28 protein-coding genes are annotated in these 25,254 nt (G+C 68.4%); 12 read left to right on the top strand and 16 right to left on the bottom strand.

Translation table 11 applies throughout. From position 1 onward, the window contains the following. Positions 1-63: 63 nt before the first annotated feature. Positions 64-882 (bottom strand): hypothetical protein, encoded by an 819-nt coding sequence (locus ABZ815_RS39340; protein WP_357706305.1) that lies wholly within the window; start codon positions 880-882, stop codon positions 64-66. Between the two features lie 123 nt (positions 883-1,005). Here ABZ815_RS39340 and ABZ815_RS39335 point away from each other — a divergent pair, with 123 nt between their 5' ends. Then, on the top strand, positions 1,006-1,578 hold the full coding sequence (locus tag ABZ815_RS39335; protein ID WP_357706304.1) for a hypothetical protein: 573 nt from the start codon (positions 1,006-1,008) through the stop codon (positions 1,576-1,578). A gap of 384 nt (positions 1,579-1,962) precedes the next feature. On the opposite strand, the gene ABZ815_RS39330 is transcribed toward ABZ815_RS39335, so the two are convergent. Beyond that, complete coding sequence (locus tag ABZ815_RS39330; protein ID WP_357706303.1) at positions 1,963-2,493, bottom strand: sigma factor; 531 nt, start codon at positions 2,491-2,493, stop codon at positions 1,963-1,965. Between the two features lie 198 nt (positions 2,494-2,691). On the opposite strand from ABZ815_RS39330, the gene ABZ815_RS39325 reads away from it, so the two are divergent. Continuing rightward, positions 2,692-3,180 (top strand): GtrA family protein, encoded by a 489-nt coding sequence (locus ABZ815_RS39325; RefSeq protein ID WP_357706302.1) that lies wholly within the window; start codon positions 2,692-2,694, stop codon positions 3,178-3,180. A gap of 16 nt (positions 3,181-3,196) precedes the next feature. Here the strand turns inward: ABZ815_RS39325 and ABZ815_RS39320 are convergent, their stop codons facing one another. Further along, the gene (locus ABZ815_RS39320; RefSeq protein ID WP_357706301.1) at positions 3,197-5,359 is read right to left on the bottom strand and encodes a hypothetical protein; all 2,163 of its coding nucleotides are present in this window, start codon (positions 5,357-5,359) and stop codon (positions 3,197-3,199) included. Between the two features lie 223 nt (positions 5,360-5,582). On the opposite strand from ABZ815_RS39320, the gene ABZ815_RS39315 reads away from it, so the two are divergent. Beyond that, entirely contained in the window at positions 5,583-6,005 is a 423-nt protein-coding gene (locus ABZ815_RS39315) for a hypothetical protein (RefSeq protein ID WP_357706300.1), read from the top strand. A gap of 110 nt (positions 6,006-6,115) precedes the next feature. Then, positions 6,116-6,679, top strand: a complete 564-nt coding sequence (locus ABZ815_RS39310; RefSeq protein ID WP_357706299.1) for a dihydrofolate reductase family protein — start codon at positions 6,116-6,118, stop codon at positions 6,677-6,679. 157 nt (positions 6,680-6,836) lie between these two features. Here the strand turns inward: ABZ815_RS39310 and ABZ815_RS39305 are convergent, their stop codons facing one another. Next, positions 6,837-7,019, bottom strand: a complete 183-nt coding sequence (locus ABZ815_RS39305; protein WP_357706298.1) for a hypothetical protein — start codon at positions 7,017-7,019, stop codon at positions 6,837-6,839. Here ABZ815_RS39305 and ABZ815_RS39300 point away from each other — a divergent pair. From ABZ815_RS39300 to ABZ815_RS39290, 3 genes are all read left to right on the top strand, one after another. Beyond that, complete coding sequence (locus ABZ815_RS39300; RefSeq protein WP_357706297.1) at positions 6,998-7,540, top strand: GNAT family N-acetyltransferase; 543 nt, start codon at positions 6,998-7,000, stop codon at positions 7,538-7,540. The genes ABZ815_RS39305 and ABZ815_RS39300 overlap by 22 nt on opposite strands. A 160-nt stretch (positions 7,541-7,700) precedes the next feature. After that, a complete protein-coding gene (locus ABZ815_RS39295; protein WP_357706296.1) occupies positions 7,701-7,871 on the top strand; it encodes a hypothetical protein in 171 nt (56 codons plus the stop codon). Between the two features lie 693 nt (positions 7,872-8,564). Then, the gene (locus tag ABZ815_RS39290) at positions 8,565-9,101 is read left to right on the top strand and encodes an SMI1/KNR4 family protein (RefSeq protein ID WP_357706295.1); all 537 of its coding nucleotides are present in this window, start codon (positions 8,565-8,567) and stop codon (positions 9,099-9,101) included. A 209-nt stretch (positions 9,102-9,310) separates the two neighbouring features. Here the strand turns inward: ABZ815_RS39290 and ABZ815_RS39285 are convergent, their stop codons facing one another. The 3 genes from ABZ815_RS39285 to ABZ815_RS39275 all read right to left on the bottom strand — a co-directional run bounded on the left by ABZ815_RS39285 (position 9,311) and on the right by ABZ815_RS39275 (position 11,068). Further along, positions 9,311-9,811, bottom strand: coding sequence for a nucleoside deaminase (locus ABZ815_RS39285; RefSeq protein WP_357706294.1), 501 nt, complete (start codon positions 9,809-9,811; stop codon positions 9,311-9,313). Positions 9,812-9,939: 128 nt separating this feature from the next. After that, a complete protein-coding gene (cynS, locus tag ABZ815_RS39280; protein ID WP_357706293.1) occupies positions 9,940-10,410 on the bottom strand; it encodes a cyanase in 471 nt (156 codons plus the stop codon). Positions 10,411-10,480: 70 nt separating this feature from the next. Next, a complete protein-coding gene (locus ABZ815_RS39275; protein WP_357706292.1) occupies positions 10,481-11,068 on the bottom strand; it encodes a carbonic anhydrase in 588 nt (195 codons plus the stop codon). A gap of 110 nt (positions 11,069-11,178) precedes the next feature. On the opposite strand from ABZ815_RS39275, the gene cynR reads away from it, so the two are divergent. Continuing rightward, positions 11,179-12,108, top strand: coding sequence for a transcriptional regulator CynR (cynR, locus tag ABZ815_RS39270; RefSeq protein WP_357706291.1), 930 nt, complete (start codon positions 11,179-11,181; stop codon positions 12,106-12,108). Between the two features lie 117 nt (positions 12,109-12,225). On the opposite strand, the gene ABZ815_RS39265 is transcribed toward cynR, so the two are convergent. From ABZ815_RS39265 to pcp, 3 genes are all read right to left on the bottom strand, one after another. Continuing rightward, complete coding sequence (locus ABZ815_RS39265; protein WP_357706290.1) at positions 12,226-12,843, bottom strand: hypothetical protein; 618 nt, start codon at positions 12,841-12,843, stop codon at positions 12,226-12,228. Beyond that, the gene (locus tag ABZ815_RS39260; RefSeq protein ID WP_357706289.1) at positions 12,843-13,412 is read right to left on the bottom strand and encodes an RNA polymerase sigma factor; all 570 of its coding nucleotides are present in this window, start codon (positions 13,410-13,412) and stop codon (positions 12,843-12,845) included. The genes ABZ815_RS39265 and ABZ815_RS39260 overlap by 1 nt, the downstream gene beginning before the upstream one ends. Before the next feature lie 462 nt (positions 13,413-13,874). Continuing rightward, positions 13,875-14,519 carry a pyroglutamyl-peptidase I gene (pcp, locus tag ABZ815_RS39255; RefSeq protein WP_357706288.1) on the bottom strand — a complete coding sequence of 215 codons (645 nt, stop codon included), beginning with the start codon at positions 14,517-14,519 and terminating at the stop codon, positions 13,875-13,877. Positions 14,520-15,059: 540 nt separating this feature from the next. Here pcp and ABZ815_RS39250 point away from each other — a divergent pair. Beyond that, complete coding sequence (locus ABZ815_RS39250) at positions 15,060-15,554, top strand: hypothetical protein (protein ID WP_357706287.1); 495 nt, start codon at positions 15,060-15,062, stop codon at positions 15,552-15,554. 850 nt (positions 15,555-16,404) lie between these two features. Beyond that, on the top strand, positions 16,405-17,013 hold the full coding sequence (locus tag ABZ815_RS39245; protein WP_357706286.1) for a hypothetical protein: 609 nt from the start codon (positions 16,405-16,407) through the stop codon (positions 17,011-17,013). A gap of 117 nt (positions 17,014-17,130) precedes the next feature. Here the strand turns inward: ABZ815_RS39245 and ABZ815_RS39240 are convergent, their stop codons facing one another. From ABZ815_RS39240 to ABZ815_RS39215, 6 genes are all read right to left on the bottom strand, one after another. Then, positions 17,131-17,724, bottom strand: coding sequence for a hypothetical protein (locus ABZ815_RS39240; RefSeq protein ID WP_357706285.1), 594 nt, complete (start codon positions 17,722-17,724; stop codon positions 17,131-17,133). 37 nt (positions 17,725-17,761) lie between these two features. Then, positions 17,762-18,217: a hypothetical protein gene (locus ABZ815_RS39235; protein ID WP_357706284.1), complete on the bottom strand. Its 456-nt coding sequence runs from the start codon at positions 18,215-18,217 to the stop codon at positions 17,762-17,764. 215 nt (positions 18,218-18,432) lie between these two features. Continuing rightward, entirely contained in the window at positions 18,433-19,194 is a 762-nt protein-coding gene (locus tag ABZ815_RS39230) for a hypothetical protein (protein ID WP_357706283.1), read from the bottom strand. A gap of 99 nt (positions 19,195-19,293) precedes the next feature. After that, positions 19,294-20,181, bottom strand: a complete 888-nt coding sequence (locus tag ABZ815_RS39225; RefSeq protein WP_357706282.1) for a hypothetical protein — start codon at positions 20,179-20,181, stop codon at positions 19,294-19,296. Continuing rightward, on the bottom strand, positions 20,178-20,759 hold the full coding sequence (locus ABZ815_RS39220) for a sigma-70 family RNA polymerase sigma factor (RefSeq protein ID WP_357706281.1): 582 nt from the start codon (positions 20,757-20,759) through the stop codon (positions 20,178-20,180). Before ABZ815_RS39220 ends, ABZ815_RS39225 begins: the two co-directional genes overlap by 4 nt. A 131-nt stretch (positions 20,760-20,890) precedes the next feature. After that, a complete protein-coding gene (locus tag ABZ815_RS39215) occupies positions 20,891-22,093 on the bottom strand; it encodes a helix-turn-helix transcriptional regulator (protein WP_357706280.1) in 1,203 nt (400 codons plus the stop codon). Between the two features lie 235 nt (positions 22,094-22,328). On the opposite strand from ABZ815_RS39215, the gene ABZ815_RS39210 reads away from it, so the two are divergent. After that, entirely contained in the window at positions 22,329-23,849 is a 1,521-nt protein-coding gene (locus ABZ815_RS39210; RefSeq protein ID WP_357706279.1) for a serine hydrolase domain-containing protein, read from the top strand. A gap of 42 nt (positions 23,850-23,891) precedes the next feature. Next, on the top strand, positions 23,892-25,073 hold the full coding sequence (locus ABZ815_RS39205) for a serine hydrolase domain-containing protein (protein WP_357706278.1): 1,182 nt from the start codon (positions 23,892-23,894) through the stop codon (positions 25,071-25,073). Positions 25,074-25,254: the final 181 nt, after the last annotated feature.

Genomic DNA, 25,254 nt, shown 5'->3' with positions numbered 1-25,254 from the left:
CGCCGCCCTGACACCACGACTGACATGGGGACGCCCTGGTCGCCGCGCGGGCGGGGCAACTTGTCAGTGGTCTTGGCCGCTGCTCCACACAGTCGATCCGGCCTCGGCCGGTTGGTCGCGCGGGGCGGCAAGGTCGTGGGCGGAGTGGGCCAGCCAGATCATGATCAGGACGCTGGAGACCACGCCGAGAGCCTCGACGGCGCTTCCCTCTTCCGCGAACGGCAACGCCGCCAGCATCAGGAGGATCGGCACCACCAGGGCGGCGACACCGTACTTGACGGTCGCCGTCCGCCAGCGGTCGTCGTCCCATTGGGCCCGCAGGATCAGAATCGTCCAGGCCAGGACGGCCAGGCCGCAGACCAGTTCCATAGTTTCCGGGACAGGCAGGCCGACGAGGCCGAGCACATCCATGAGGGTCAATCCGCCGTACCCCAGCACCCCCGCGCCCCGCATGTACTGCCGGCCGGGGCCCAGCACCCGCATGAACAGCAGCACCAGCACGTACATCGCCGCAGAGTCGATCACCGCGACATCCACCGGGATCCACGCGGTGACGTGGAGCAGCCACGTCGTGGCCGTCGCGACGTAGAGCGCCACGCGCAGCCGCAGGATGTCGCGGTCCTGCCGGGGCGGCGGGCCCGCGAGCGGCCCGCGCAGGACCTCCCAGATCCCCCATGTCCAGGACAGCCCGGCCACGATCAGGAGGAGCAGATTCCCCCCTGTCACCGTGACGTCGTCGGTCACGGCCGAGAACACCGTCAGCCCCCACAACGGGCCGAGGTCGCCGGAGATCAAGGTGACGACGGCGGCTGCCGTCAGCGCGGCACCGTACAGACCGGCGACGAGCAGGGCGGGCAGGGCTGAGCGGTGACGACGTAACACGAGGGGCTTCCTTGGGGGGCGGAAGGACGGGGGTGAACGCCTCACCCTACAAGCGATCATGGAGAGTGGCGTCAGGCCGGGAAACACTGAACTTTCTTCACGTCCGTCACCTCTAACCCGGATGTGAACAAGCTCCAGAAGTTAGTCGCCCTGTCCGCGCTGCCGGTCGTCGCGGCGCTCATGCCGCTCCCGGCCCAGGCGGCGGCTCGGCCGTCCTGTCCCGTCCCGTCCAAGGCCGAAGTGAAGCGGTCAGCCGACACCAGGCTCGACAAGCCGCCGCGAGGGACCGCCGCCATCAAGGGGGTCCGTGTCGGCCATGTCCCGAAGGGGTTCACGTCCGGGCAGGTCCTCGTCAACAAGCACGACGGCATCACCGAGTACGGCTACCAGTGGACCGACGATCGCGACGACGTGGACCGCCGGCATCGGTCGCTGTGGATCAGGGTGGTGTGCTGGCCGAAGGCCAAGTCGCCGGCACAGCTCAAGAACGGCCCGTTCGACCTCGGGACGTTCTCCGGAGACACCAGCACCGTGAAGATCGGCGACCGTCAGGTGCTCACCCAGGAGGGCGACGGCGCACTGGGCCACGGGCGGTACGCGGGCTGGGTCGAGCGCAAGGGAGTCGTGGTCACCGTCATGGCCAGCCAACCTCTCGTACCCGAGCTCACGAAGATCATCAGGAGCATCCGACTCTGAGCCCGCACGGGCACCGGCCTTCCACGACGCCTACGGATCCCCCGGCGGAACATCGCGTCAGCAGAACAGCGGCTTGCCGGCGTTCTTGGGGACCTCCGGCATCGAGTCGACGACCTTCACCGTCATCACCGCCATGCTGGAACGCGGGGTCTCTTTACCTGTCCGCCCTGGGGTTGTCCGAGCCAGCTCCGATAACCGAGGAACCGGTACGTTCCCGGCTCGAAGATGAGCTCCCCGCGTTCCCAGATCGTCGGCCTGAGGAAGCCGGGTGGATCCGCCCGTGCGGCACTGTCCCGCGCGTTCGTACTCCACCGTTCCGGGAGACTGGAGGTGCATCGGGTCCCGTCCGTCGGTGACGTGGGGGCTGCCCGTACGTCGAGCGTGTCAGAGCCTTGTCGGCGTTCCCGCCCGGCAGCCACAACTCGCGACGCACGTCCTGGGTGTGTTCGCCCTCGGAACCGGAGCCCCAGGTGACGGCCTTCTGGTCGACGTAGAGGAACTCCGCGGGACTCGTCGTGGTCCAGGGCGATCACGACTCCGCTCCGTTCGGGGCGGCCCGTGCTCGTCGTGGCCGTCGATCTCCGTGCCCTCGGTGCTTCTGGCCGGTGCCCGATATCTGCGTGCTTCGGCGCGACGATGCTCGGCGACCAGGTTGGAGGCGATGCCGTACAGCCAGGGACGGGCGCTGGGAGAGGTGAGGTCGAAGCGGTCACGGCTGCGAAAGGCGTGCAGAAAGGTCTCCGCGGCGAGGTCGTCCGCCGCCGACGTGCCCAGGCGCAGGTCGATGAAGCGGTGGATGCGCGCGAAGTAGCGATCGAAGACGACGCCGAAGCGATCCGGGTCCTGCCGCGATGCCCCTATGAGCTGTGCGTCTGTTTCCTCGCCGGGTGGCGCCGCATGGAGGGGAGCTGTCATGCATGTCGGCCTTTCAGGTGGTTACGTCGAACACACCTGGTTCGGCGAACCCCCGATCCTTCTTCACGGTTTCTCGCGATCTTCACGGCCGTCCGAAAAGTATGGATTTACCAAGGTGATCGACTGGTGAGAAGATCGGGGGTGCGCAGAACAGCTAGAGCAGTACTCGCGAGGTTGCCGAAACCGCTGCACGCACTCGTGCTGAAGCACCGTGAGCTGCTGAAGTTCGTGGTCGTGGGCGGAGCCGCGTTCCTGGTGGACAACGCGACGTTCTACGGGCTGAAGCTGACCGTCCTGGAACCGAAGCCGGTGACCGCCAAGATCATCGCGGTGCTCGTGGCGACGATCGCGTCCTACGTGCTGAACCGCGAATGGTCGTTCCGGACCAGGGGCGGCCGCGAACGCCGTCACGAGGCGGCGCTGTTCTTCCTGGTCAGCGGCATCGGCCTGGTGCTCAGCACCGCACCGCTCTGGATCTCCCGGTACGTGTTCCATCTGGAGACCCCGGACGTGAGCGTGCTCACCCAGGAGGTGGCCGACTTCATGAGCGCGCAGATCATCGGCACGCTGGTCGCCATGGTCTTCCGCTTCTGGGCGTTCCGGAAGTGGGTCTTCCCCGACGAGAAGGCCGGGTCCGGCAGGATGCGACTGCTTTCCGTTCCCGATTCCACGGACGAGGCGGCCTGACCGCGCCCCTCATGGCTCACGGGGAGGGAAGGTTGAGCGGGTTGGTCACGACCAGGTCGAAGGAGTAGGAGTCGTCGATCCAGGCGATCACCGGCCGGCCGCGGCCGTCCAGGGCCATGGCGAGGCCCGGGCCGGGAGTGTGTTCGCTCTTGGCCACGGGGGTGTGCGTGCAACGGGTGCCCCTGCAGGTGGCGACGACGATCTGGTCGCGGTCGAGGTCCTGGTAGGCCACCACGGTCCGGCCGGTCTCGTCCACCGCCAGCGCCGGGGGCAGGTGGTCGTCCCCCGGGGTGGACAGGACGACGGTGTCGGCCTGCGAGCACGAGGGGTTGCGGCAGTCGAGCAGCCTGACCGATCCGTCGGCCGAGTCCCGGTAGGCGATCAGCGGGCGGCCGTCCTCCCTGAGCGCCATGGTCGCGCCGGTGGGGCCGTCGTTCTTGCCCGAAGCCCACGTGAAGCCGCCCTGGACCGGATGTTCGACGTGCACGGGGTCACAGGTGTCGTCCTCGCAGGTGATCACAGCCAGGGAGCCGGTGTAGTCGTCGAATCGGAGGACGACGGGGCGGTTGAGCGGGCCCGCGGCGACGGCCAGGCCCTGATCCTGGTAGCGCGACGTGCGGGTGGGCAGCTTGGCCAGGTCCTTCGTCCGCGGCTTCGTGCAGGCGGGGTCCTCGCAGGTGGTGACGGAGAGGATCTCGCCGTCCCCGTTCCGGCGTACCTGGGCGATCATCAGGCCGCCGTAGTGGCTCGGCGCCAGGGCCACCAGCCTGTTCTCGTCCTTCACCTCGCCCAGGGACCGGCCGCCGGCCGCGGGCAGGCAGCCTTTGGCGTCGCACATCAGCAGTCCGAGCCTGGCCCGCCAGGTCTCGTCCTTGCCCTGCGGGGTCCAGGTGGTCAGCACGATCCGGCCGTCGGGCAGCCGGGTGCCGGCCGACCGGGGATCCTCGTCGGCCTGGGCGGGCTCGGCCCACGCGTACCGGTAGTGGGCGCAGGCGCTGTCGGCGCAGGTCAGCAGCTTCGCCTGGTCGAACCCGTCCATGAGCATGACCATGCTCGACCCCTGGCCGGCGAACACGGCCCGCAGATCCCGCGTGCCGAGCGTCGGGGCGGGGCGCCCGTCCTCCCGTATCGGCGGCTCACGACGTGTCCAGGACGCCGTGACGACCGTCTGGTCCACCTCCAGCCAGCCGAACGGGTTGACCAGCATCGTGCCCCCGTACAGCAGGCCGGGCAGCAGCAACGCCGCGAGCACCGGCACCGGCCTGGCCGGGGACGGCCCGCTCTCGGGCAGGCGCTCGACGAGCCCGTCGAACTCGGCGGCCGTGCCGCGCAGCGCCAGCCGCCGCAGGTACAGGCGGGCGATCACCGTCGCCTGGAACGCGGGGAAGGCCAGCCCCAGGACCGAGGTCGCGACGCCGCCGACGAGGGGATGTCCCGAGGCCGCCCACTCCACCGCCTGCCGCGCCGCGACCGGAAGAGCCAGCACGCCGAGGGCCAGCGTGAACGAGCTGGACCAGAAGCCGCTCTGGGCCGGTCCCGCCGCGCACGCCAGCCGGTACCCGCGGGCGATCGCGCTTCCCGGCGACCGGCCCTCCAGCACCACGGCCGCCATGCCCAGCAGGCACGGCATCGCGATCAGCAGGAGAAGGCCCATCACGAAGAACGCCCCCGGCAACGGCCCGTGCCACAGCAGCACGCCGATCCCCGCCGCCGCGATCACCGCGCACACCAGCACGGCCAGCAGCGCCAGCGCCAGCATCGCGGGCAACCTCCGCGCCGCGGCACGCATCGCGTCCGGCACCCGGACGCGCCTGCCGGTCAGCAGCCCGGTGGCGAGCACCACCGTGGCGGGCAGGACCACGGCCTGGGCGGCCAGCACGAGCGCGGTCGCCGCCGCCGTCCACGCCAGCAGCGGCCCGACCGGCGGGTCGAACAGCTCGAACGAGCCGTTGACCAGCGCCGCCGACCCGTCCACGACGGGCGCCAGCCCCAGCAGGGCCAGCAGGCCGAGCGGCACGAACACCAGCGCGGCCGGTGTCGCCAGCCGGATCAGGTGCCGGGCCGTGGCGGCGTAGGCGAACCAGACCACCCAGCCTCGCCGCATGCCCTCGCGCGGGTCCTCCGCGTGGTCGGTGCCGCTGGGGACGTCTGCGCGGGGTGGCGCCTCAAGCTCGGCCATGGGAGCTCCTGAGGGGGAAGGGTTCCCACGAGCCTAGATTTCACCCGCCGCCCGGACCGGGCCGCAGACTCCATCGGCATCGGATCGAACCCACGGCGGGACACGTTCCGTACTCCAAGAACACGACGCCCCCTGGACGGAGGCGTCTCGCGGACGTGACACGTGCGTTCCCGCCTCGATACTCGGTGGCCGTTCGGCCCTGGCCCCGCATACGTTCGGCCGCATGGCTGACGAAGGTTTCGAGAATCCACGCCTCGCCGTGCTCTACGACCCGCTCGACCCCGACCGCGGCGATCTCGATGCCTACCTCCGGATGGCGGAGGAGTTCGAGGCTCGCGATCCGGCCAGACGCGCCTGGGAGGAGTGGACCCGCGAGTCCTCCCACGACGTGACGGAGATCCCGGGCGTCGGCTCCGTCGAGAGCTGGGTCGAGCTGATCGAGGTGAGCCTGCCCCTGGTGACGTTCCGCTGGACCTACGTCTTCGCCGCGGACGGGCAGGTGCTCACGTCGGACTCGACGTTGCGTTTCCGGGAGCGGGAAGAGGTCGAGAGGGATCTGGTCGCCCACGGCTACGTGGTGGAGGACGTTCGCGATGCGCCTGACCGGCCAGGAAGGGAGTTCGTCTTCCTGGCAAGGCGTTCGTGATCGCCCAGCGATGACTTCCGGGTGGCGTCGGTGTCCAACCGCATGGACGACGGGCCGCGACGCCCACACGCACGTCCCTCCATCAGGCAGAGACCCCCGGAGATCTGATCATGCGGAAGCTGATAGCGACAGTCTTCAACTACTCCCTCGACGGCCTTCTCGCCGACGAGGGCACCGAGTTCTCGACGTTCTGCTTCGACCTGCCCGAAAACCGTCAGCCCGACGAGCCCGCGCATCTCGACTTCCTCCGGAGCGCCCACGCGCACATCATGGGCCGAACCGCCTACGAAAGCATCGCCCCGGCCATGACGACCTCCACCGACCACCCGTTCGCCGACATCCTGAACCCCGCGCGCAAGGTCGTCTTCTCCCGGACCCTGAAGACGGCCGACTGGGCCAACACCACCATCGCCGCCGGCGACACGACAGACGAGATCGACAAGCTCAGGTTGGGCGGCGACGGCCACGTCATCGTCTGGGGCGGCGTCAGCCTCTGGCGGTCGCTCATGCGGCTCGACCTGATCGACGAACTCCGGCTGAGCATGTTCCCCTACGTCGCGGGCGAGGGCACCCGGCTGTTCGACGGCATCCCCAAGTCCTACCGGCTCGACCTGGTCTCCAGCACCGCCTCCGGCAACGGGATCGTCTATCTGCAGTACCGGCGACACCGCTGACCTGCGACAGGCTTTGGGGCGGGGTTCAGCTGGTGAGCAGGAGGCTGTCGACGAGGCCGGTGGCCGAGGAGATGGGGGCGGTGCCGCTGCGGCCGCGTGGGCGGCGGCGGGAAGCGAGGGAGCGGGACAGCTGCCCTGCTCCCTCGCGTGGCGGAGATCAGCAGCTGGTGGCGGTGTCGCCGGTGTCGCCGGTGTCGCCGGTGTCGGTGGCGCAGGTGTCGGAGCCGAGGCCGCCGTCGACCGTGTCGTTGCCGGGGCCGGCGTAGACGATGTCGGCGAGGCTGCTCAGCGCGCAGGAGACCGAACCTCCTGTTTCCAGTGATCGCCTCCACTCTCGCACCCGAGGTCCAGGGCAACGGCCAGCATGCCAACGCGCCGCTCGACCGCGCTCAGGTGCCTGGCATGCTCTGTGGCGTGATGATTCGTACTGCGACGCGCCGGGATCTGCCCGCGATCATTGCCCTCCTGGCTGATGAGGACAGTGTGATTGATCCCCGGACCGTTGAAGTCGACGAGGCGTACGAGCGGGCCTTCAAGGCCGTCGACACCGATGAGCGAAACGAAATGCTCGTTCTCGACGAGGGAGGCGGCACGGTCCTTGGCTGCCTCCAACTGACGTACATCCCTGGCCTGGGACGACACGGACAGGAGCGGGCTCTGATCGAGGCAGTCCGAGTGCGTGCCGATCGACGCGGGGCGGGACTTGGACGCGAACTGCTCACCTGGGCGATCGAACGTGCACGCGCCCGCGGATGCACCCTGGTGCAGCTGACCAGCAACAAGCAGCGCACCGAGGCCCATCGCTTCTACGACTCCCTCGGCTTCGTCCGCAGCCACGACGGGTTCAAGCTATCGTTCTAGCCAGAGTGCGAGCCCGCGCCGGCCCCTTGTCCCGGCGGTCCAGCGGTGGCGACGGCCCGCAGGGCGGCATTGCCGGTGGAACTCCATGCAGGTGGGTACTGCTGCGGGGTCAGATGCTGCCCTTGCGTTCGATGACCAGGATCCTCGCCTCCTGCACGGGGTGCGCGACCTCCCGGACGACTACCTGGCCGACCGGATCGAACTCGGGCTGACCGGCGACAATGCGAAGGGCGGGCTCGCCGCTGCGCTGCTGCCGGCCGAGCGCATCACCGAGGTGCGGCCGAACGCGTCAAGTGACGTGGTGGCCGCCCATGGCGTTTTCGAGTACTGAGACACCATGCAATATGCGTGCGATGAGCAAGGCCGATCAAATGGCCCTCGTGCGTCTTTCCGCAGGTAAGACGCATGGTCCCGCACTGAAATCACGCGCTGTGAAACCGGGTCCAGTTGCAGGGCGAATTACTCCCGGGAAGGCAGCGCCCAGATGCAGCCACCAGCCTGAAGTGACCGATGCCCTGGCACCAGAAGGGTGCGTTGTCCACGGCGCTCGCTCCCCGTACTCACGGCCGGCTCCAGTTGAGCACCAGTGATCAGGAGCCTGAAACCGTCCCGACGCCGAAGTTCGAGCTTCTCCCCGGGACGCCAGTCCCCCGAACGCCAGTGACCAATGATTCTTACGCCCGAACCCAGCCCTGCCTCCATGGTCATCGTCCGGAAGTGAAACGGCCCCCCTTCCCCGCGCGAGGCGACACGGTACCGTTCCCCACACCCACCACACACTCGCTCAGCAGCTTGAACGGCTGGGTCAACTTCGTGTTGGGGCACGCTTCTTACTGTAGGTCGCTCACCCGCGCAGAATGTGTACCGCCAAGTGGGCCGGAGTGCTCCTGTCGACCAGCCGCGACAAGACGCGACAGCGATCGGCTCGTCACCTGGCATTTCTCGCGCGACGCGCTCTCTGCCCTCCTGATCACCCCGGTGCCGGAGCCATGATTTGTCTGTCGTTGCCGTTACAGTCGGCGCCGTGGCATACGACCCTGAACCGCTTGAGCAACTCACTGCCCTTGTTCCCCCGCCATCGTCACCGCTCTTCGGCACTCGTGCCTGGGATGAGCTTTTCGCGGATATCGGGGTGCGCCTTCCAGATGACTACGTCGCCTTCATCGAACGTTACGGGAGCTGCGACTTCGCTCGCTGGCTGGCCATCTACGACCAGCGCCTTCTTACTGCAGAGCAGTGTGCTCAAATACCGGAAGGGATGGACTACTACCGGGATCTCCGAGAGGACTCTCCCGAAGATTTCACGCTCGCCATGTGGCCTGAACCCGGCGGGTTCTTCCAGTGGGGTAGCACCATTGACGGTGATGCGATGGGTTGGCTGACGGTAGGCGAACCCGAAGAGTGGCCGATGATCGTCGTTCCTCACGATTCCGACCAAGAGCCGCCCATCGCAGAGACCATGACCGAGTGGCTGGTGGGGTGGGCGTCTGGCACCCGGTACGACGCCAGTGGGTTTGCGAGAGGCGTCAAGGGCCATCCGCTGATCTGCGAGAGGTGGTGATAGGACCTGGTCCATCAGCCCCGTGCCGGAGCCTTGAAACCCACGAGACCAATTCGGCAGTATCCGGCTTAACCCCCAGCAGCGACTGCACAACTGGCTGTACGACATCCCCCGACATCGACCTGGGCACGTTTCACTCCGGTGGTCGACGCTGTTCCTGACCGGCGGCCGTTAGGGGTGGAGCCAGGCCCCCTTTCCCTCGCCTGGGCTCATGCGGTGGTGGGTGCGCCCGCGACGTGGCGGTCGCCGCCGTTGCGCTCCTGCCAGAACCGGTACACGTCGACGGCGTCCTCGCGTGCCTCGTAGCGCATCGGCAGCCGGCGCTCCTGCCAGGGCTTGGCGAACTCGTCGTAGAAGGTGCTCAGCTCGAAGTACTTGCGGTCGTCCACGTAGTGGGGCTCGTAGGCGTCGCGGGTGGTGAGGAAGACGACCTCGTCCGGGGAGCAGTAGTACAGCGAGCCCAGGCACATCGGGCAGGGGTGGGCCAGCACGTAGATGGTGGTGCCGGTCAGGTGCTCGGTGCCGAGCTTGGTGCAGGCCTCGCGGATGGCGAGGATCTCGGCGTGGGCGGTGGGGTCGCCGGTCTGGGCGACCTTGTTGGGGCTCTCGGCCAGGATCTCGCCGTCCTTGACGATGACGGTCGCGAACGGACGGCCGCCGTCGGCGACGTTCTGGCGGGCGATGTCGATGGTGCGCTGGGCGAAGTCCACGGAAATCCTCCAGAGGTTTGCTGGGTGGGCAGTCGGCTCGGCTGGGTTCGTCGAACGGGGCGGGGCGGGCCGGCAGGTCGTCTGCGGCCCGCCCCGTTGCCGCCCGTCTGTGACGCCGTGTCAGGTCGTCAGAAGGGCTTGGTCGGCAGGTACTTGCCGTCCAGGGTGATGACGGCGCGCTCGCCGCCCTCGGGGTCGGCGACCTTCTTCACGTCGAGCCTGAAGTTGATCGCGGAGATGATGCCATCGCCGAACTGCTCGTGGACCAGGGCCTTGAGGGTCGTGCCGTAGACCTGGAGCATCTCGTAGAAGCGGTACATGGTCGGGTCGGTCGGGATCCGGTTCGGCATCGAGCCGCGGACCGGGATGGTCTGCAGCAGCATCACCGCGTCCTCGTCCAGGCCCAGCAGCTCGGCGACGGCCCTGGCGGAAGTCTCCGGCAGCGGGTGCTGGCCGAGGACGGCCGCGGTGGTGAAGGCCACCGACAGGCCGGAGGCGTCGGCGATCTGCTGCCAGGTGAGGTTCCTGCGGGTCTTGGCGTCCACAGCGGCGGCGGCCAGGGCCTCGCGAGCGGTGGCGTTGAACTGTGCGTGCACCATGATCGGTACGTCCTTCTCTGTTCGATGGATACGGGGGTTCCGGCGAGCTGTCGCGGGCGAAACCCCGGCGTCAGGCCGCCCGCGCGGGGCCGGCGGCGGTCAGGTCCTCGACACGGCCGGTGGGGATGTCGTAGACCCAGCCGTGCAGGGCGACCTTCCCCTCCGCCAGGGCGCGGGCCACCGACGGGTGGGTGGCCAGGTTCGCCAGCTGGGCGAGCACGTTCTGCCGGACCAGGGCGGGAACGTCGCCGGCGGTGGCGGTGCGGGCCCGGGAGGCGTCCGCGTGCCGCAGCCAGGCGGCGACCGTCGGGGCGCCGCTGAGGTCGTGCCCCTCGGCGAGCGCGGTCATCGCGCCGCACGCGGAGTGGCCGCAGACGACGATGTCCTCCACCCCCAGGGCGGCGACGGCGTACTCGATGCTCGCCGCGACCCCGTCGGCTTCGAGGCCGTAGGCGGGCACCAGGTTGCCGGCGGTGCGGATGACGAACAGGTCACCCGGTTCGGTACCGGTGATCAGCTCGGGGACGACGCGGGCGTCGGAGCAGCTGATGAACAGCGTGTGCGGTGTGTGGTGCGTGGCCAGACGGGCGAAGAGCTCCGCCTTGGCCGGGAAGACGTCCCGCTGGAAACGGGCGACGCCTTCGGTGAGGTCCTGCATGGTGTGGTCACTCCCTTCGCGGGCTGGTGAATCCATCATGCATGACCTGGGCTTATAGAGTCCAAGAGTTGTTCGACATGGAATCTATTGCTCTCATCTATATTTGTTCCATGGCCGTCCTCGAACTGCGTCACTTGCGCTATCTGCTCGCCGTGGCCGAACACGGCAACTTCACCCGCGCCGCCGAGGAGCTGCACATCTCGCAGCCCACGCTCTCCCAGCAGATCAGGCAGTTGGAGCGGACCCTGGGCGTGCAACTGCTGGACCGCACCGGCCGCACGGTACGCCTCACCGACGCCGGCGTCGTCTACACCGACCACGCCCGGCGCGCACTACGCGACCTGGCCGCCGCCGAACGCGCCGTCCACGACGTCCAGGACCTCTCCCGCGGTGACCTGCGCCTGGGCGTCACCCCCACCTTCACCGCCTACCTGGTCGGCCCGCTCACCGCCGAGCTCCACACCCGCCACCCCGGCATCCGCCTCACCCTGGCGGAGATGGCCCAGGACCGCATCGAAGCGGCCCTGCTCGCCGACGACCTCGACCTCGGCATCGCCTTCGCCGGCCCCCACCTGCCCGGCGTCACCGCCACCGCGCTGTTCACCGAGACCCTCAGCCTCGTCACCGGCATCCCCCGCGCCCGGCCGCTGCCCGCCCCCCTACCGGTCCGCGCCCTCAAGGACGAGCGACTCGCCCTGCTCAGCGGCGACTTCGCCACCCGGGGCCACATCGACGCCTACTTCGCCCGCCACCGGACCGCCCCCCACATCGCGGTCGAGGCCAACTCCGTCCAGGCCCTCATCGAGATCGTCCAGCGCACCCCGCTGGCCACCGTCCTGCCCGACGCCATCACCCACGACCACCCCCACCTCACCCCCGTCCCCCTCGACCCGCCCCTGCCCACCCGTACCGTCACCCTTCTGCACCGCGAGGGCGCCTACCGCAGCGCCGCCACCCACGCCTTCACCGAGCTCACCCGCGACCTCGTCCGCACCCGCGGCTACACCCCCGCCGGCGAGGCCGGCGTCGGTGCTGGTTGACGGCTTGAACGAAGGGCGCCGGAGAGGTCGCCGCCAAGCCCGAAATGCCGGGAACGAGGAGGGCTGAACCCGCTTCCGTACCGGGCGACGCGGTTGCCGCCGATCAGCAGCAAGGCCTCATTGAGCGCCCGTGACGGGCGTGCACGGCTTCACGGATGTGCCCGCCTCGGCCAGCCAGGCGCCGAGCCGCCAGGGCACCTGCGGGTTCCTGTTGTCGCGGAACTCCACCACGAGCGTCTCGCCCGGCTTGATGTACTGCGGGAAGATCCGGATCGTCCGAACGGACGTCACCCGGGTGGCCTTGAACGACCGCGACTCTTCCACGAGTGAACGCAGCTCGCTCGCGTTCGAAGCGGGTTCCCCGCCGTAGGCCCGGTCCACGCCGGCGAACCGCGGGCCCGCGCACCGCGTGGCCGGGGCCAGGAAGGTCACGTCGGCCTTGATGCCCACCGCGGCCAGCTCGGCCTCCAGCCCGGCCGGATCGCTCAGCTCGTTGACGGTGACCTCGACCGTGCCGTCCGGGCTTCTGGTCACCGCGTGGGCGGCGGGCTCGGTTCCGATGATCAGCGGTGCGACGGTTAGCCCCGCCGCGAGCCCGGCCGCGACCAGCAGCCGGGGGCCGGTGACGACGCGTCGCCGGGGCCGCATCCCGTGGAGCAGCCGCTGCCGCGCTCCGGCCAGTTCGTCCGGGGTGGCGGGGGGGATGGTCTCCCACATGGCCTTGAGTGCGTCCATCAGCGTTCTCCTTGCTTGCTCAGGGCTTGACGGATCCGGAGACGGGCTCGGTTGAGTCGCGAGGCGACGGTTCCCGGCGGGATGGCCAGCGCGTCGGCCACCTCCTGGTAGCTCAGTTCGGCCCATGCGACGAGCAGCAGCACGTCGCGATCGGCCGGTGCGAGCCCCAGCAGGGCCAGCGCAAGCGGGCGGTTGACGGCCAGGGTGTTGACCTCGTCCTCGACCTGCGAGCCGGACAGCTCCGCCGGATGCACGCCGCTGCGAACGTAGGCGCGATAGAGGCTCGTCTCGGTACGCCGCCGCCGGCCGATCAAGTTGGAGGCGATGCCGTACAGCCACGGTCGGGCATCGGCGCGACTTCGGTCGTAGCCGCCGCGGTGCTGGAAGGCGGCCAGAAAGGTGTCGGCCACGACGTCCTCCGCCTCGCTGGGCCCCAGGCGCCTGGTCACGTAACGGTGCAGGAGCGGCGCATGCCGGTCGAACAACGTGGCGAAGATCTCGGGTTCGTTCAGCGATCTCTCAATGAGGAGCGCGTCGTCGACCTCAACTACTTCGCGAGGGATTGTCATGCATACCGACCTTTCCTGGCGTATGCGGTCACCTGTACTTACCGCGCCAGGCCGAAATCCTTCACGAGCCGCCCATCATGGGCGCCGGGGCCGGAGGAACGCCCGGAGAGCGCCACTGGAGGCACTGGCGGCGTGATGCTCAGCCACACCCACAGGGCTCCGGACACCATCCGGGGCTCTCAGCCATGTCACGCGCCGCACGGATCCGGCCCGAGGCCCCTTGTCCCCCAGTCAAGTGCGCTACCAAGCCCCGAAGACCGACGGAAACGCCGCCGAGATCCTTGCACATCTATTGGTGAACCACCGGCAACAGGCCGTGACCACGCGAGGCAGGCATCACGCCGGGCCAGGCCGAGGCGCATTCAGCGGCCGGCGCGAACAGACAGGCCCAGCCGCAGGGCCGCTCGAACGTCGGGTTGGCCCGCAGGTAGACGGCCGAGATGGGCGACGGTCGGCAGTGGATCAGTGGAGAGAGCCGCCGGTCTCCTTGAGGTCTGCGGTCGTGGTGACCGCCACGGACACGATCGCCGTCAGCGCTTCGGCGATCGACTGGACGGACATCGACGGCTGGTCGCCGCTCGGGACCTGTTCGGGAAGGTAGGGCACGTGCACGAAGCCGCCGCGCACCCCCGGCCGGCCGGACTCGATGAGATGCATCAGCCCGTAGAAGACGTGGTTGCAGAGGAACGTCCCCGCCGTGTGCGAGACGGACGCCGGCAGCCCGACCTCGCGGACGGCGGCCACGCACGCCTTCACCGGGAGGGTGGAGAAGTACGCGGCCGGGCCGTCCACGACGACGGGCTCGTCGATGGGCTGGGCGCCCTTGTTGTCGGGGATGCGAGCGTCATCAAGGTTGACGGCGACGCGCTCGACCGTGATACCCGGCCTCCCGCCCGCCTGCCCGACACAGACGACGACCTCAGCACCGGACTCCTCGACGGCCGCGCGCAGCCGTGCGATGGCGTCCTGGAAGACCACCGGCAGCATCACAGTCGTCAGCGACGCCCCTTCCGGTGGCGTGGTCGCGGCCAGTTGCACCGCCTGCCACGACGGATTGACGCCAGAACCGTCGAACGGCTCGAACCCGGTGAGCAGCACGTGGGTCATGGGTCTCCTCTCGTACGCCGGCGCCGATCAGCGGTGCAGGGGTCTGCGGAGACTATCGGCATCCTCGGCCCGCTCCCCTCCCCGGCCCTTGGCGAGGCCGGGGAGGGTCGGGGTGGTGCTCAGAAGGCGATCAGGCTCTGCCGTCTTTGATCGTTGGGGAACATACAGAGAACGATCACCCGTGGTCAGCCATGGAGTGCCGGACATGAAACGAGAGGCCCGTCACCGCGTTTCCACTGGTGACGGCCCTCTTCCCGTTGGTGCGTCAGGTGCAAGGTTCGAACTTGCGTAGGCTGAGCCGACGGTTTTCACAGGGGATCGTGGTCTCGCCTCAACTGGCCGCTTGGCCTGCGTCTCTGGATCGGGCCTCGGCTCTGCGACGTCATCACGTTCGTTGTGCCCGCTCCTCCAGCCGCCGGAGCCGGCGGTTGTACCGGCCAACGTGCGACCGCACTGCGGATAGACAGTCTGGCGCGAAGATGATGTCGCTGATCATTCCGGGCATGTTCCGGATCACGCTCCCACGACGATGCTGGTCCCGTGGAACTCTCGGCAGAACTGCGCGCGTATCTTGTTGAGCTTCGGGGTGACCTGCACTGCCGACGACTCGTCGGTCGTGTCGCAGACGCAGGTTGGATGGCCTGCGATCTGATCGGAGCCGGAGTCGACACACCCAGCACCATCGAACTAGCCGGATATGCCCTCTCCATCGGCTCCCTTTCGGAGATTGAACCGCTGCTTCGCCAGGTGCTCTCCGAATGTGGAATGCCCCCCTTGAATACCCAGCAGGAACCGTGGAATGTCGCGTTCGAAGTCTCACTAGCCATGCAGGAAGGCACGCTGCCCATTTCGGCTGGTGCCGATTTCCTGGTCACCGAACTCTCACCTCGATGCGGCCACCCTCCCGAGATCACAGAGCTCATGATTCTCATCGATGATTGGGAAGCCTTACGAAGCACGCCGCCAACTGATGATGAGCTCCGATGCCAAGCTGGAGAAATCGCGAAAGCGGCGCGACTACGACGTATGAAATGAAAGAGAGCAGGCTCTGGTCCCCTGACCGTCGCCAATCGTCATGTCAGTTGGAGGGTTTCGGTACACGATCTCTGGACCCGTTGGGCATCACGTTCACGCCCCCATCCGCCATGTCTCGACGTCTACGCGTGGTTCCGGAGCAGAGCCCCGAGGTCTTCGAGCGATTCATCGACGGCTACGTCAACGTGGACAAGCATCGTTCGCCCAGGGTGGCTCCCAAGTCAGATCCACTCCGCGGGGGTTCACCCAGAGCCGGCGGCAGGGGTCCGGCGTCTGCTTTGATCACGGTTATGGAACCAGCAGCGGCACCCCATGAGCCGATGACTCCGGCGCACCTGGCAGTAGAGCATGGCGACCTGAGGGAGCTGACCCGGTTGCTCGACGCCGGTACCGACCCGAATGAGGTGTGCTCCAACACGACACTGCTCTTGCATGCGATCGACGTGGAGGCGGACGGAGCAGCCCAGACCGGAGAGCCACTCGATGCTGCATGCACCGCCGCGCTCCTGGCATATGGGGCGGATCCTGAACGCCCGGGCCCCGATGGGGACATCCCGCTGCTCTTCGCCCTCCATTACCGTCATGGGCTGGCTGTTCGGCTACTTGAGGCCCACATCACCCGTCGTCACGGTGGCACGGCGCCTGTCCCCTGCCCTGTGCTTCCTCCAGATGAACCGCTGACGCGCCCCCAGTCCTAACGAGTTCTACGCACTGCCCGCCACAACCGCGCTCCGCCATCGGGCTTGCAGTTCCGACGATGCGGGCCGTAACTTGCCCCGAGCCGTCGAAACGATCTGTCAGAGGGGCACCCACCATGGCCTTGGCATGGCATGGCATCGACCTTGCTCTCGTGGACACTGTGATCAACCTGGCGAGAAGCCCATGGAGCCGTGAGGCACTCGATCAAACTTGGCAACCGACCGGATGGCCATTCCCGGAAGGCGGCTCTCTCGCCAAGCACATCCTCGACGATGAAGAGTGGCCCATAGTGCCCGCGGGAGAGTGGAACGTCGGTGTCATCACCAACGGCAAGAGCACTCGGGTAAGAGGATTCTCCGTGGGCTTCGCCCTCTTTTACGAGCCCGACGATATCTGGGATCCCGACCCAGACCCGGACCTGAGCGAGTTTCCCCAGCACGTCCCATCGGATATCTGGCGGATCGATCGCACCGCCGACCGGGCCCGGTTCAAGGGCGTCTGGGAAGACGGGCACAGGACTGTCGCACGACGCTTGGGCGCACCGACTGTGATCGATGACGGCTGGGACGACGAGTCGGAATGGCAACATGCGGTCTGGCGGCTGGGCGCACGTCTTCTCATAGTGGCCCAAGGCGACGACATCACGACGTACAGCCTCTACGACGAGGCTTCGCTCCAGGTGATCGACTATCCGGATGACAGGCCCATTCCAACGGGCTGGGATCTCCACGGCCTTCTCCTGGGTTCCAACCTGGAATGAGGCCAGGCCGCACGCCCGGACGGCGGGCTTACGACGGCGCCGCGCCGCCGTTCGATCTTCATGAGGCCGGTTCGGCAATGGGCCCCGCTGATCAGGCCGTCTCGGCGGCGAGCTGCATCACAGAGGCATCGGCAGTGCCGAGCAGGGGCTGTCCATCAATGCTCGGTCCAGGCGGACACCGCTTTCCAGCTCCACCACGGCGAGGCATGCCGCGAGGATGTCCACCCTCGCCTCCGCGTCCTCGCTGTCATAGCCACTCGCGAGGAAGTCGGTGTACGGGCTCAAGGGACCGAGGTGGTCTGCCCATTCCGTAAAGGACATGAGGTCCGGCTCCGGATGATGGAGAAAGCCTTCGGCCTGGCCGTAGTGGGCGTACATGCTGGTGTTGCCTTCGATGTCGAAGGACACGTACCAGTGCCGGAATCCCTGGCCGGCGAGTCGCTCGGTCATCTCCATGCGGTCGCCTCCCGGGTTGACCCAGTCCAGCGTGACGATGCCGTCGCCGACCTGGTGGAGACTGATGGAGCCGGTGCTGCGCGGCAGCTCGTCGGGGCCCTGAAGCAGAGTGAGGTCCGCCCCAAGCCGACGTACGGCATCCCTGATCGACAGGACACCGAAGTCGGGAAGCGTCACCGTGTAGGCGATGGTGTCGAGGTCACTCAGCATGTCGCCGTAACGAGCGACGATCTCATCCAACACGAGCGAATCCACTCTTCTCAGCAGTCTGGATGGCAGCCGAACACGCGGCTCACCTGGTGCATGCCCAGGCCTCACCTCCGACGCTCAGCCGTTCCTTGCCCCCCACCAAAGCCGTGCCCCCGGATGGCTGACCGACCAATTGCGGGTCTTCGGATATCAGTCCCTGCGGAGGTACGAGCATCAGCAGAGGTTCTCCCGGGTCGCGCACCTCCAGTTCCTGAACAGGACGCTCGCGCGGGAACGCGAGCATCTTGGTGCCGGCGGGAAGAGCCTTTTCAAAATCCTCGACGGATTTGCGCGGCTTCCACTGCTCGACCGAGGCCGTCGGATCGCTGACGACACCACCCTGGCTGAGCTCTATGTAAACGAGCCCATCAGGGATCGGGCCCTGCTGCCAGCCGTCGATTGTTCCGGCTGCCACGACGGGGCGGTCCGCGGCGAGTTCTTCCGGCGTTCCGTACGGGTCGAAGTCGGCCTCGACCACGCGTAACAGCGACAGGTCCAAAGAGCCCCTCGCTTCAGAGCTGTCGACCTGTCCCTGCTTCGGGCCCGCTTGTGTTGCGGGTGCGCCTCCGCCGGGTCCACCACAGGCGGACAGGGCCGCTGACCTGGCCCTGCTCAAGAGTGGGGTGGCGCCCGAGCGGCTCGCCTATCCGTGGAACACGGATTTTCCGGCGTAGGAGCCTGCAGCCATCGGCTCAGACCGCCGTGGGTACTGGCTCAGTAGCGATGGTCAGGCCAGTGGGGGTCCTCCCAGCGGGCGGAGCCGGCGAGGCCGAGCAGTCGTATGCGATGGAGCAGCTCTACGGGGGCGTTCTGGCTGCGGAGGCGGGCGGGGGCGGTGCGGATCAGCCAGGCCGTCAACTCGATACACGTCTCTTCCTCGTGCTCCTGGGTTTCCCAGGGGAGTCGGTCTCCCAGCAAGTCGTATTCCCAGTGCGCCACCGCCTTGGCCAGGTGGTGGTCGGCCACGCTGGACGTCTGCGCTTCCCAGACGTCCAGCCAGGGGCTGAGTGTGGCAGAGGCTTCGTGACACAGTGCGAGAACTTCGTGCACGGGCACAACCGGATCCGGGTCGATGAGAGTGCGGGCCCACCAGGCGTTCAGGAATTCCCGGACCGCTGCAACCTGCTCGCCAGGCCACTGCTGCCCCTGGCCCCGGGCAAGTGAACGTCCGACCTCATCCATACCGAAAAGCGGCTCGACGAGACCGCCGACGAGAGCCCTCGACAACTGAGGCAGAACACGGCGCAACACGGATCCATGGTCGTTCCAATCGATGGGCCGCCAAGCGCGGTGCAGAAGATCAAGCTCTAGCTCCACGTCCGGCACCTTCAACTGCGCGAGCTCTTCCGCACTCCCCCAGTGGCACTCGCAGTTGTACTCATCAGGACGTGCGGTCATGCCTTGGAAGGTGACGACCATGCGGTTCAACGCGGCGCCGAGACGGAGACGCGCGGACGCCTGATCAAGGTTCGTCATGGACGTTCGCCTTCAGAGACTCCGGAAGATCGCCACTGTAGCCAACTCCGCGCCGGCGGTGAAGAAGACAGAATCGGCGTCGTCAGCGGGTGGCCACTGTCAGTCGAGCTCGACGGAGCCGCCAGTGGCCGGCGTGTTCAGCTGCGCGCTCGTCCGGCCGGTGAGCTCCTCGAGCGAGACGCTGCGCCGCGATCCGTCCTGGAGGATTGTCGTGACGCCCGTGACGCCGCCCCGACCTGAGGCGTTCTCGCGCTCCTCCGTCGTCGGCGCGTCCGGCCACCAGGCCGCGAAGTAGCCGCCGGTGACGGTCGCAGTGACGGTGCCTTTCGCCTCCGTGGCGAGCTGGAGGCCCACCACACCGGCACCGACCCTGCCGGTCACCGTACGCACGCTCTCCTCACTCGAACTCGTGGCCGCGCCGAGGGCCGCCCGTGCCGACCCCGCGGGAACCGGCGGAAGCGGCTTCGCGCCGGGGCCCGGCGTGCTGCCGTGCATGCCGACGAGGTCGCCGTCGCGGAGCAGGCAGGTGATCTCGGCGAGGTGGCTGCTGTCATCGTTGACGTAGACGAGCGTCCATGGTCCCCGCCCCTCGGTCACCACGGGCCGGAAGTCGAGCTTGCGTCCAGTCGTGCGCTCGGCGGTGTCCTGGGCGTTGTCGAGGCAGTTCTCCTGGGCCTCGACGGCCCGGTCACTGCTCACCGTGTGCGGCGTCGCGGTCCACGCGGCCATCGCCGTGCCACCGCCGAACACGCCGGGCAGCAGCAACGCCGCCGCGATGCCGGCAGCCACCCCTCCGCTCACCATGGCGAGCCGCCCGGCAGTGAGCACGCGAGGGCTGCTGGTCGTCGGTGCATGCGCACTCATCGGGTCGGCGGCCACCACCCGGGCCAGCAGGGCACGAGCCTGCGGGTCGGTGCCGGTGTCCAGGTCGGCCGGGGTGACAGCGGGGTCGAGGTCGCGCAGGGTGTGGTCGAGGATGTCGTTCATCGCGTGCTCCGAGAGTCGACGGTGGCGGTCGCCACGAGCTGGGTTTCTGTGGTGGGAGCCGCGTCGGCGTGGCGGCGCAGGGCACGCCGGGCCCGGGTGAGCCGAAGCCGGAACGCAACGGGAGAAATACCGAGCACCCGCGCGGCATGCGGGGCTGTGAGTCCATCCCACACGGCCAAGGCGAGCGCCTCCTGGTGGAGCGGACTGAGCCGCCGCCACGCCTGGACGAGGTCGAGCCGGCGCGCCACCAGTTCGGGGTCCAGCCCGGCCACCGCGGCGCCGGTCAGCTGCCCGTCCGCGATGCGGACGGCGAGCGCCTGCCGCCGCCGATCAGCCCGCAACCCGTTGCGGAGAGTGCGGTGCGCGACGCCGAACAGCCAAGCCCGCGCCTCATCCGCCGCCGGCGGCACGTCGTCCAGACGCCGCCAGGCAACGAGGAACACGTCGGCGACCACGTCCTCGGCGTGAGAGGGGTGGACGCGACGCTCGACGAACCGCAGCAACGCGGCATACGTCTGCTCGTAGAGCCGGCCGAAGCGCTGGGTGCGCTCCGGCGGCTCAGTATCAGTGACGTTCATGCCTAGGTCATGTCCGGCAGGCCCGCAGGTGTGTCGCGAACCGTCACGACGAGGCGTCGGACACTGCCTCCCCGAGCTCTCGCCGGTGAGATCGCGCGCCGCCCCGCCGCCACCCGGGTCGGAACAGCGCCCTACTTGGTCAGGGATTCGGCGACGAGGCGCCAGATGTCCGCGGCCAGGTCCATGTTGCCGCTCTGCTGGGCCTGCTCGGCGAGCTTGCGCAGCCCGGCGAGCGCCGTGTCCTGCTCGCCCTCCAGGAGCAGGACGCGGTTGCGCAGGACGTCGAGCCGCATCCGCTCCTGGTAGGTGAGCAGGTCGTCGAAGCCGGTCAGCCGGTCCAGGACCGTACGGGCCTCGTCGAGGTCGCCGGCGAGGACGGCGATCCGGGCGCGCACGGCCAGCAGTTGCTGCTCGATGGCCGGGGCGTCCGCGAACGGCAACACGGCCTGGACTTCTGTGACACGCCGCCGGGCGGACTCGATTCTGGGCGGATCGGCCCTGAGGTCGAGCCGGGCCGCGCCGAGGCGCAGACGCGTCCAGAGCGTCAGGTCGTCACGGCCGTTGAAGCCGTCGATGGCCTGGTCCATCAGTTCCGCGCCGGTTTCGAGGTCGCCCTGGCGGACCCGGATGTTGGCCACGGTCCACACGGCTTGGGCCCGCAGCGCTCCCGAGACCTGGTCCGCCAGCGTGAGCAGTTCGTCGGCATGCCGGGCGGCGTCGGGGAGTCGCCCGGCCTCGGCCAGCGCCGACACCAGGGCCAGCAGCGCGGAGGCCCGCACGCGGGCGGGCAGCGCTTCGCGTTCGGCCAGCTCGTAGGCGTGTGTTGCGGCATCGACGGCGCCGACGATCTCTCCGGTGCTGCGCATGCAGCGCGACAGTGCGGCCAGCACTCTGGACTGCAGCTCGGGTAGCCCGATCTGTGCGCTGAGCGTGGCCAGCTCGTCGAGGCATGTGCGCTGCTCGGCGTACTCCTGACGCCACTGACGCCATTCGGCGACTTGCCAGAGGGCCTGCCAGCGCAGGAGGGGGTCCTCCCCGCCGGAGGTTTTCAGGGCGTCGCTGAGGGTTTGGCCGCCTTCGTCCTGGCTCAGGCCGGTGGCCAGGGTCAGGCTCTGGGCCAGGGAGGTGGCGGTGAACTGGGTGAGTGCGGTGGGGCTGATGCCGAGCTGCGTGGCCAGGTGCTTGATGGCTCGTTCGGTGGGCTGACGCGCCCCTGATTCCAGCCGGGACAGGTATCCGGTGGACATGCCCTCGCCCGCGAGGGCTGCGAGCGTCAGGCCGCGTTCGGTCCTCAGTTGCCTCAGTCGGCGGCCGAAGACTGGTTGTTCGAGCATGTCCGAACTCCCGGGTAGCGGTTGACGTCGTCCGACGTCTTGAGGGTCACGCCAGAGGCTAACTCACTTGCCTCCCTTCAGACAAGTTCTTGCCAGATCCCCATGCCGCACACCGACAGCTTTGGCAATTCATCTTGGCAACTACTTGCCAAGATTGTGGCAACGGTCGTAACGTTCCTGTCGTCGCCAACGGACCTCGTCGCCGACAAGCCGGAAGCCCCGAAGGAGCACCGCCATGTCCCTCGCCCTCGCCCTCACCGACCAGGACCAGCTCACCCTGCGCACCGCCGCCTGGGGCGCCGTCTCGCTGATGTCCGCCGCCGGTGCCGCCGGTTCGGCGCACAAGGCCGCCGCCGAGGGCTCCGTCGCCCTGACCTCCGCGACCGGCCCGGTCGGGCACGTGCTGGCCAAGGCGCCCAAGGGCGTGAAGTACGGCAAGACCGTGGCCGAACTCGCCGACCAGGTGCTGCCTGCTCTGAACGCCTCCATGAGCCTGCTCAGGAAGCAGGCCCCGGCCGAGGCCGACAACTTCCGCCGCACCGTCCTGGTCGCCGTCGAAGCGGCCACCCAGGGGAGGCCCAGCCCCACCATGACCGAGATGGCCCGCAAGATCAGCGCAGCCCTCGACACCGCCCCGGCCACGCCCGAGGTGAGCGCAGCCAACACCGTGGCCGGGCAGGATCGCCCGGAACTGCAGAAGCTCATCCAGGAGTTCGTGAACTCCGGCATCACCGGAATGCAGTTGCGGGTGAACGACGAGCGCGGCCAGTGGGTCGGCACCGCGGGGGTGCGCGAGCTGGGCTCGTCGGAGAAGCCGCCGGCGGACGGACGGTTCCGGGTCGGGAGCTCCACCAAGACGTTCATCGCAACTGTGGTGCTGCAGCTCGTGGCCGAGGGCAAGATCGGGCTGGACAGCCCGGTGGACGGCTACCTGCCCGAGTTCGCGCTGGACGAGCGGATCACCGTACGGATGCTGCTGCAGCACACCAGCGGAATCTTCAACCACACCGGCGAGTACTACGAGGACGGGACGTTCGCGCCGGGAATCGCGTGGTCGGGCAAGGAATGGGTGGACGGCCGCTTCCGCACCTACCGGCCCGAAGAGCTGGTCCGGCTGGCGCTGTCCAAGCCGGCGCGCTTCGAGCCGGGCACCGACTGGAGCTACTCCAACACCAACTACGTGCTGGCCAGGCTGCTGATCGAGCGGGTCACGGGCCGCTCGTTCGCCGAGGAACTGCAGCGGCTGATCCTCGGCCCGCTGGAGCTGACGGGCACCGAGGCGCCGGGCATCTCGACGGAGATCACCGGGCCGCACGCCCACAGCTACTACCGGTACGAGGACGGCGGCCGGGAGCACACGGTGGACGTCACCAGCCAGAATCCTTCGTGGATCTCCGCCGGCGGCGACATGATCTCGACCACCCAGGACCTGCACACGTTCTTCGCCGCGCTGAACGGCGGCCGGCTGCTGCCCGCCGAGCTACTGACCGAGATGCGCAAGCCGGACCCGAAGATCGGCTACGGCCTGGGGATCTTCGAGCAGGACCTGGGCGGGAACGGCGGCACCCTCTATCACCACAACGGCGGCATGGCGGGCTCCGCGGCGCTGATGTACAGCACGCCCGACGGCGGCAAGACGATGACGGCCTCGGTGACCTACGTGGACGACGCCGACCTGTCCAAGGCGGCGGCGTTCCAGCAGGCGACACAGCGGCTCATCGACGAGGTGTTCCGCGACGGCCGGACCACGAACTGAGAACAGCGACCAAGAGCCCAGAACCCCAGAAACGAGGAAACCATGAACACGACGATCAGCCGGCGCACGGCCGTCGCGGCGCTCGCAACGGCGGTGCTCGCGGGGGTCGCCACCCCCGCCATGGCCACCCCCACCGGGCCGGATCGCCCGGAGCTGCACAAGGCGATGAACGCCTTCGTCGACGCCGGCTTCACCGGGATCCAGCTACGCGTGCGCGATCAGCAGGGCGACTGGGCCGCCGGCGCCGGGGTGCGCGAGCTGGGATCGGCCGCCAAGCCCCCGACCAACGGGAGCTTCTGGACGGGCAGCATCATCAAGACCTTCACCGCGACCATGGTGTTGCAACTGGTGGCAGAGGGCAGGATCGAGCTGGACAGGCCCGCCGCCGACTACCTGCCCGGCTACGGGCTGGACGAGCGGATCACGGTACGGATGCTGCTGCGCCACACCAGCGGGATCTTCAACTACACCGGCGAGTACAAGCCCGACGGGACAATGGACGAACCGGGGATCCCCGCCAACGGAGACGGATGGGTGCCCAACCGGTTCAAGAGCTACAAGCCCGAGGAACTGGTACGGCTGGCGCTGTCCAAGAAGCCGCGCTTCGAACCCGGGACGCAGTGGAGCTACTCCAACACCAACTACACGGTGGCGCTGCTGATGATCGAAAAGATCACCGGCCACTCCTACGCCACCGAGCTGAAGCGGCGCATCACCGGCCCGCTCGGACTGCGGGACACCCTCGCGGCAGGCAACCGCACGACGGCACTGCCCGGGCCACACGCCCACGGCTACTACCAGTACAAGGACAAGGTGATCGACCTCTCCCACCAGAACCTGTCCCTGCTGACCGGCGCCGGCGACCTGATCTCCACCACGCAGGACCTGACCACGTTCTTCTCCGCACTGAACGGCGGCCGGCTCCTGCCCGCCGACCTGCTGGCCGAGATGCGCACGGCGATCCCCACGCCGCTCCCCAAGCAGGACTACGGCCTCGGCATATGGGCGCAGGACCTGGGCCCCGGCTGCGGCACCGTCTACCAGCACAACGGCAGCCCACCGCACGGCTACGGGGCGCTGATGTACAGCTCGCCCGACGGCAGCAAGACCCTGACCGCCTCGGTGACCTGGCTGGATTCGGCCACCAGAGGCCCGGCGAAGGACTTCCTGACGCTTGTGGACGCCCTCGTCAAGCAGGAGTTCTGCGACACGCCGGCCGGATAGGCCTGTTCTGCCGTCTGAGGAGCGAGTGGCCGCAGCGGCGCCGGGGAAGAGGACGGCGGCGGCGAGGTGCCATAGGAGGCCGGAGACGGCCGGACATGAAACAAGAGGCCCGACACCGCGTTTCCGCTGGTGACGGGCCTCTTCCCACTGGTGTGGCAGGTGTCGGAACGTTCGGTCCGTA

The organism is Nonomuraea sp. NPDC047529 (assembly GCF_040642995.1).
In the GTDB taxonomy this organism is placed as follows: Bacteria; Actinomycetota; Actinomycetes; order Streptosporangiales; family Streptosporangiaceae; genus Nonomuraea.
This window is presented reverse-complemented; position numbering and strand designations above follow the sequence as displayed.

Excerpts from the sequence above, each read along its gene's own strand:
- cynR (WP_357706291.1), top strand. The coding sequence starts at position 11,179 with ATGGCCGTCCTCGAACTGCGTCACTTGCGCTATCTGCTCGCCGTGGCC.
- ABZ815_RS39320 (WP_357706301.1), bottom strand. The coding sequence starts at position 5,359 with ATGGCCGAGCTTGAGGCGCCACCCCGCGCAGACGTCCCCAGCGGCACC.
- ABZ815_RS39205 (WP_357706278.1), top strand. The coding sequence starts at position 23,892 with ATGAACACGACGATCAGCCGGCGCACGGCCGTCGCGGCGCTCGCAACG.
- ABZ815_RS39330 (WP_357706303.1), bottom strand. The coding sequence starts at position 2,493 with ATGACAGCTCCCCTCCATGCGGCGCCACCCGGCGAGGAAACAGACGCA.
- ABZ815_RS39260 (WP_357706289.1), bottom strand. The coding sequence starts at position 13,412 with ATGACAATCCCTCGCGAAGTAGTTGAGGTCGACGACGCGCTCCTCATT.
- ABZ815_RS39310 (WP_357706299.1), top strand. The coding sequence starts at position 6,116 with ATGCGGAAGCTGATAGCGACAGTCTTCAACTACTCCCTCGACGGCCTT.
- ABZ815_RS39210 (WP_357706279.1), top strand. The coding sequence starts at position 22,329 with ATGTCCCTCGCCCTCGCCCTCACCGACCAGGACCAGCTCACCCTGCGC.
- cynS (WP_357706293.1), bottom strand. The coding sequence starts at position 10,410 with ATGGTGCACGCACAGTTCAACGCCACCGCTCGCGAGGCCCTGGCCGCC.
- ABZ815_RS39225 (WP_357706282.1), bottom strand. The coding sequence starts at position 20,181 with ATGAACGACATCCTCGACCACACCCTGCGCGACCTCGACCCCGCTGTC.
- pcp (WP_357706288.1), bottom strand. The coding sequence starts at position 14,519 with ATGACCCACGTGCTGCTCACCGGGTTCGAGCCGTTCGACGGTTCTGGC.
- ABZ815_RS39230 (WP_357706283.1), bottom strand. The coding sequence starts at position 19,194 with ATGACGAACCTTGATCAGGCGTCCGCGCGTCTCCGTCTCGGCGCCGCG.
- ABZ815_RS39275 (WP_357706292.1), bottom strand. The coding sequence starts at position 11,068 with ATGCAGGACCTCACCGAAGGCGTCGCCCGTTTCCAGCGGGACGTCTTC.
- ABZ815_RS39215 (WP_357706280.1), bottom strand. The coding sequence starts at position 22,093 with ATGCTCGAACAACCAGTCTTCGGCCGCCGACTGAGGCAACTGAGGACC.
- ABZ815_RS39265 (WP_357706290.1), bottom strand. The coding sequence starts at position 12,843 with ATGGACGCACTCAAGGCCATGTGGGAGACCATCCCCCCCGCCACCCCG.
- ABZ815_RS39220 (WP_357706281.1), bottom strand. The coding sequence starts at position 20,759 with ATGAACGTCACTGATACTGAGCCGCCGGAGCGCACCCAGCGCTTCGGC.
- ABZ815_RS39315 (WP_357706300.1), top strand. The coding sequence starts at position 5,583 with ATGGCTGACGAAGGTTTCGAGAATCCACGCCTCGCCGTGCTCTACGAC.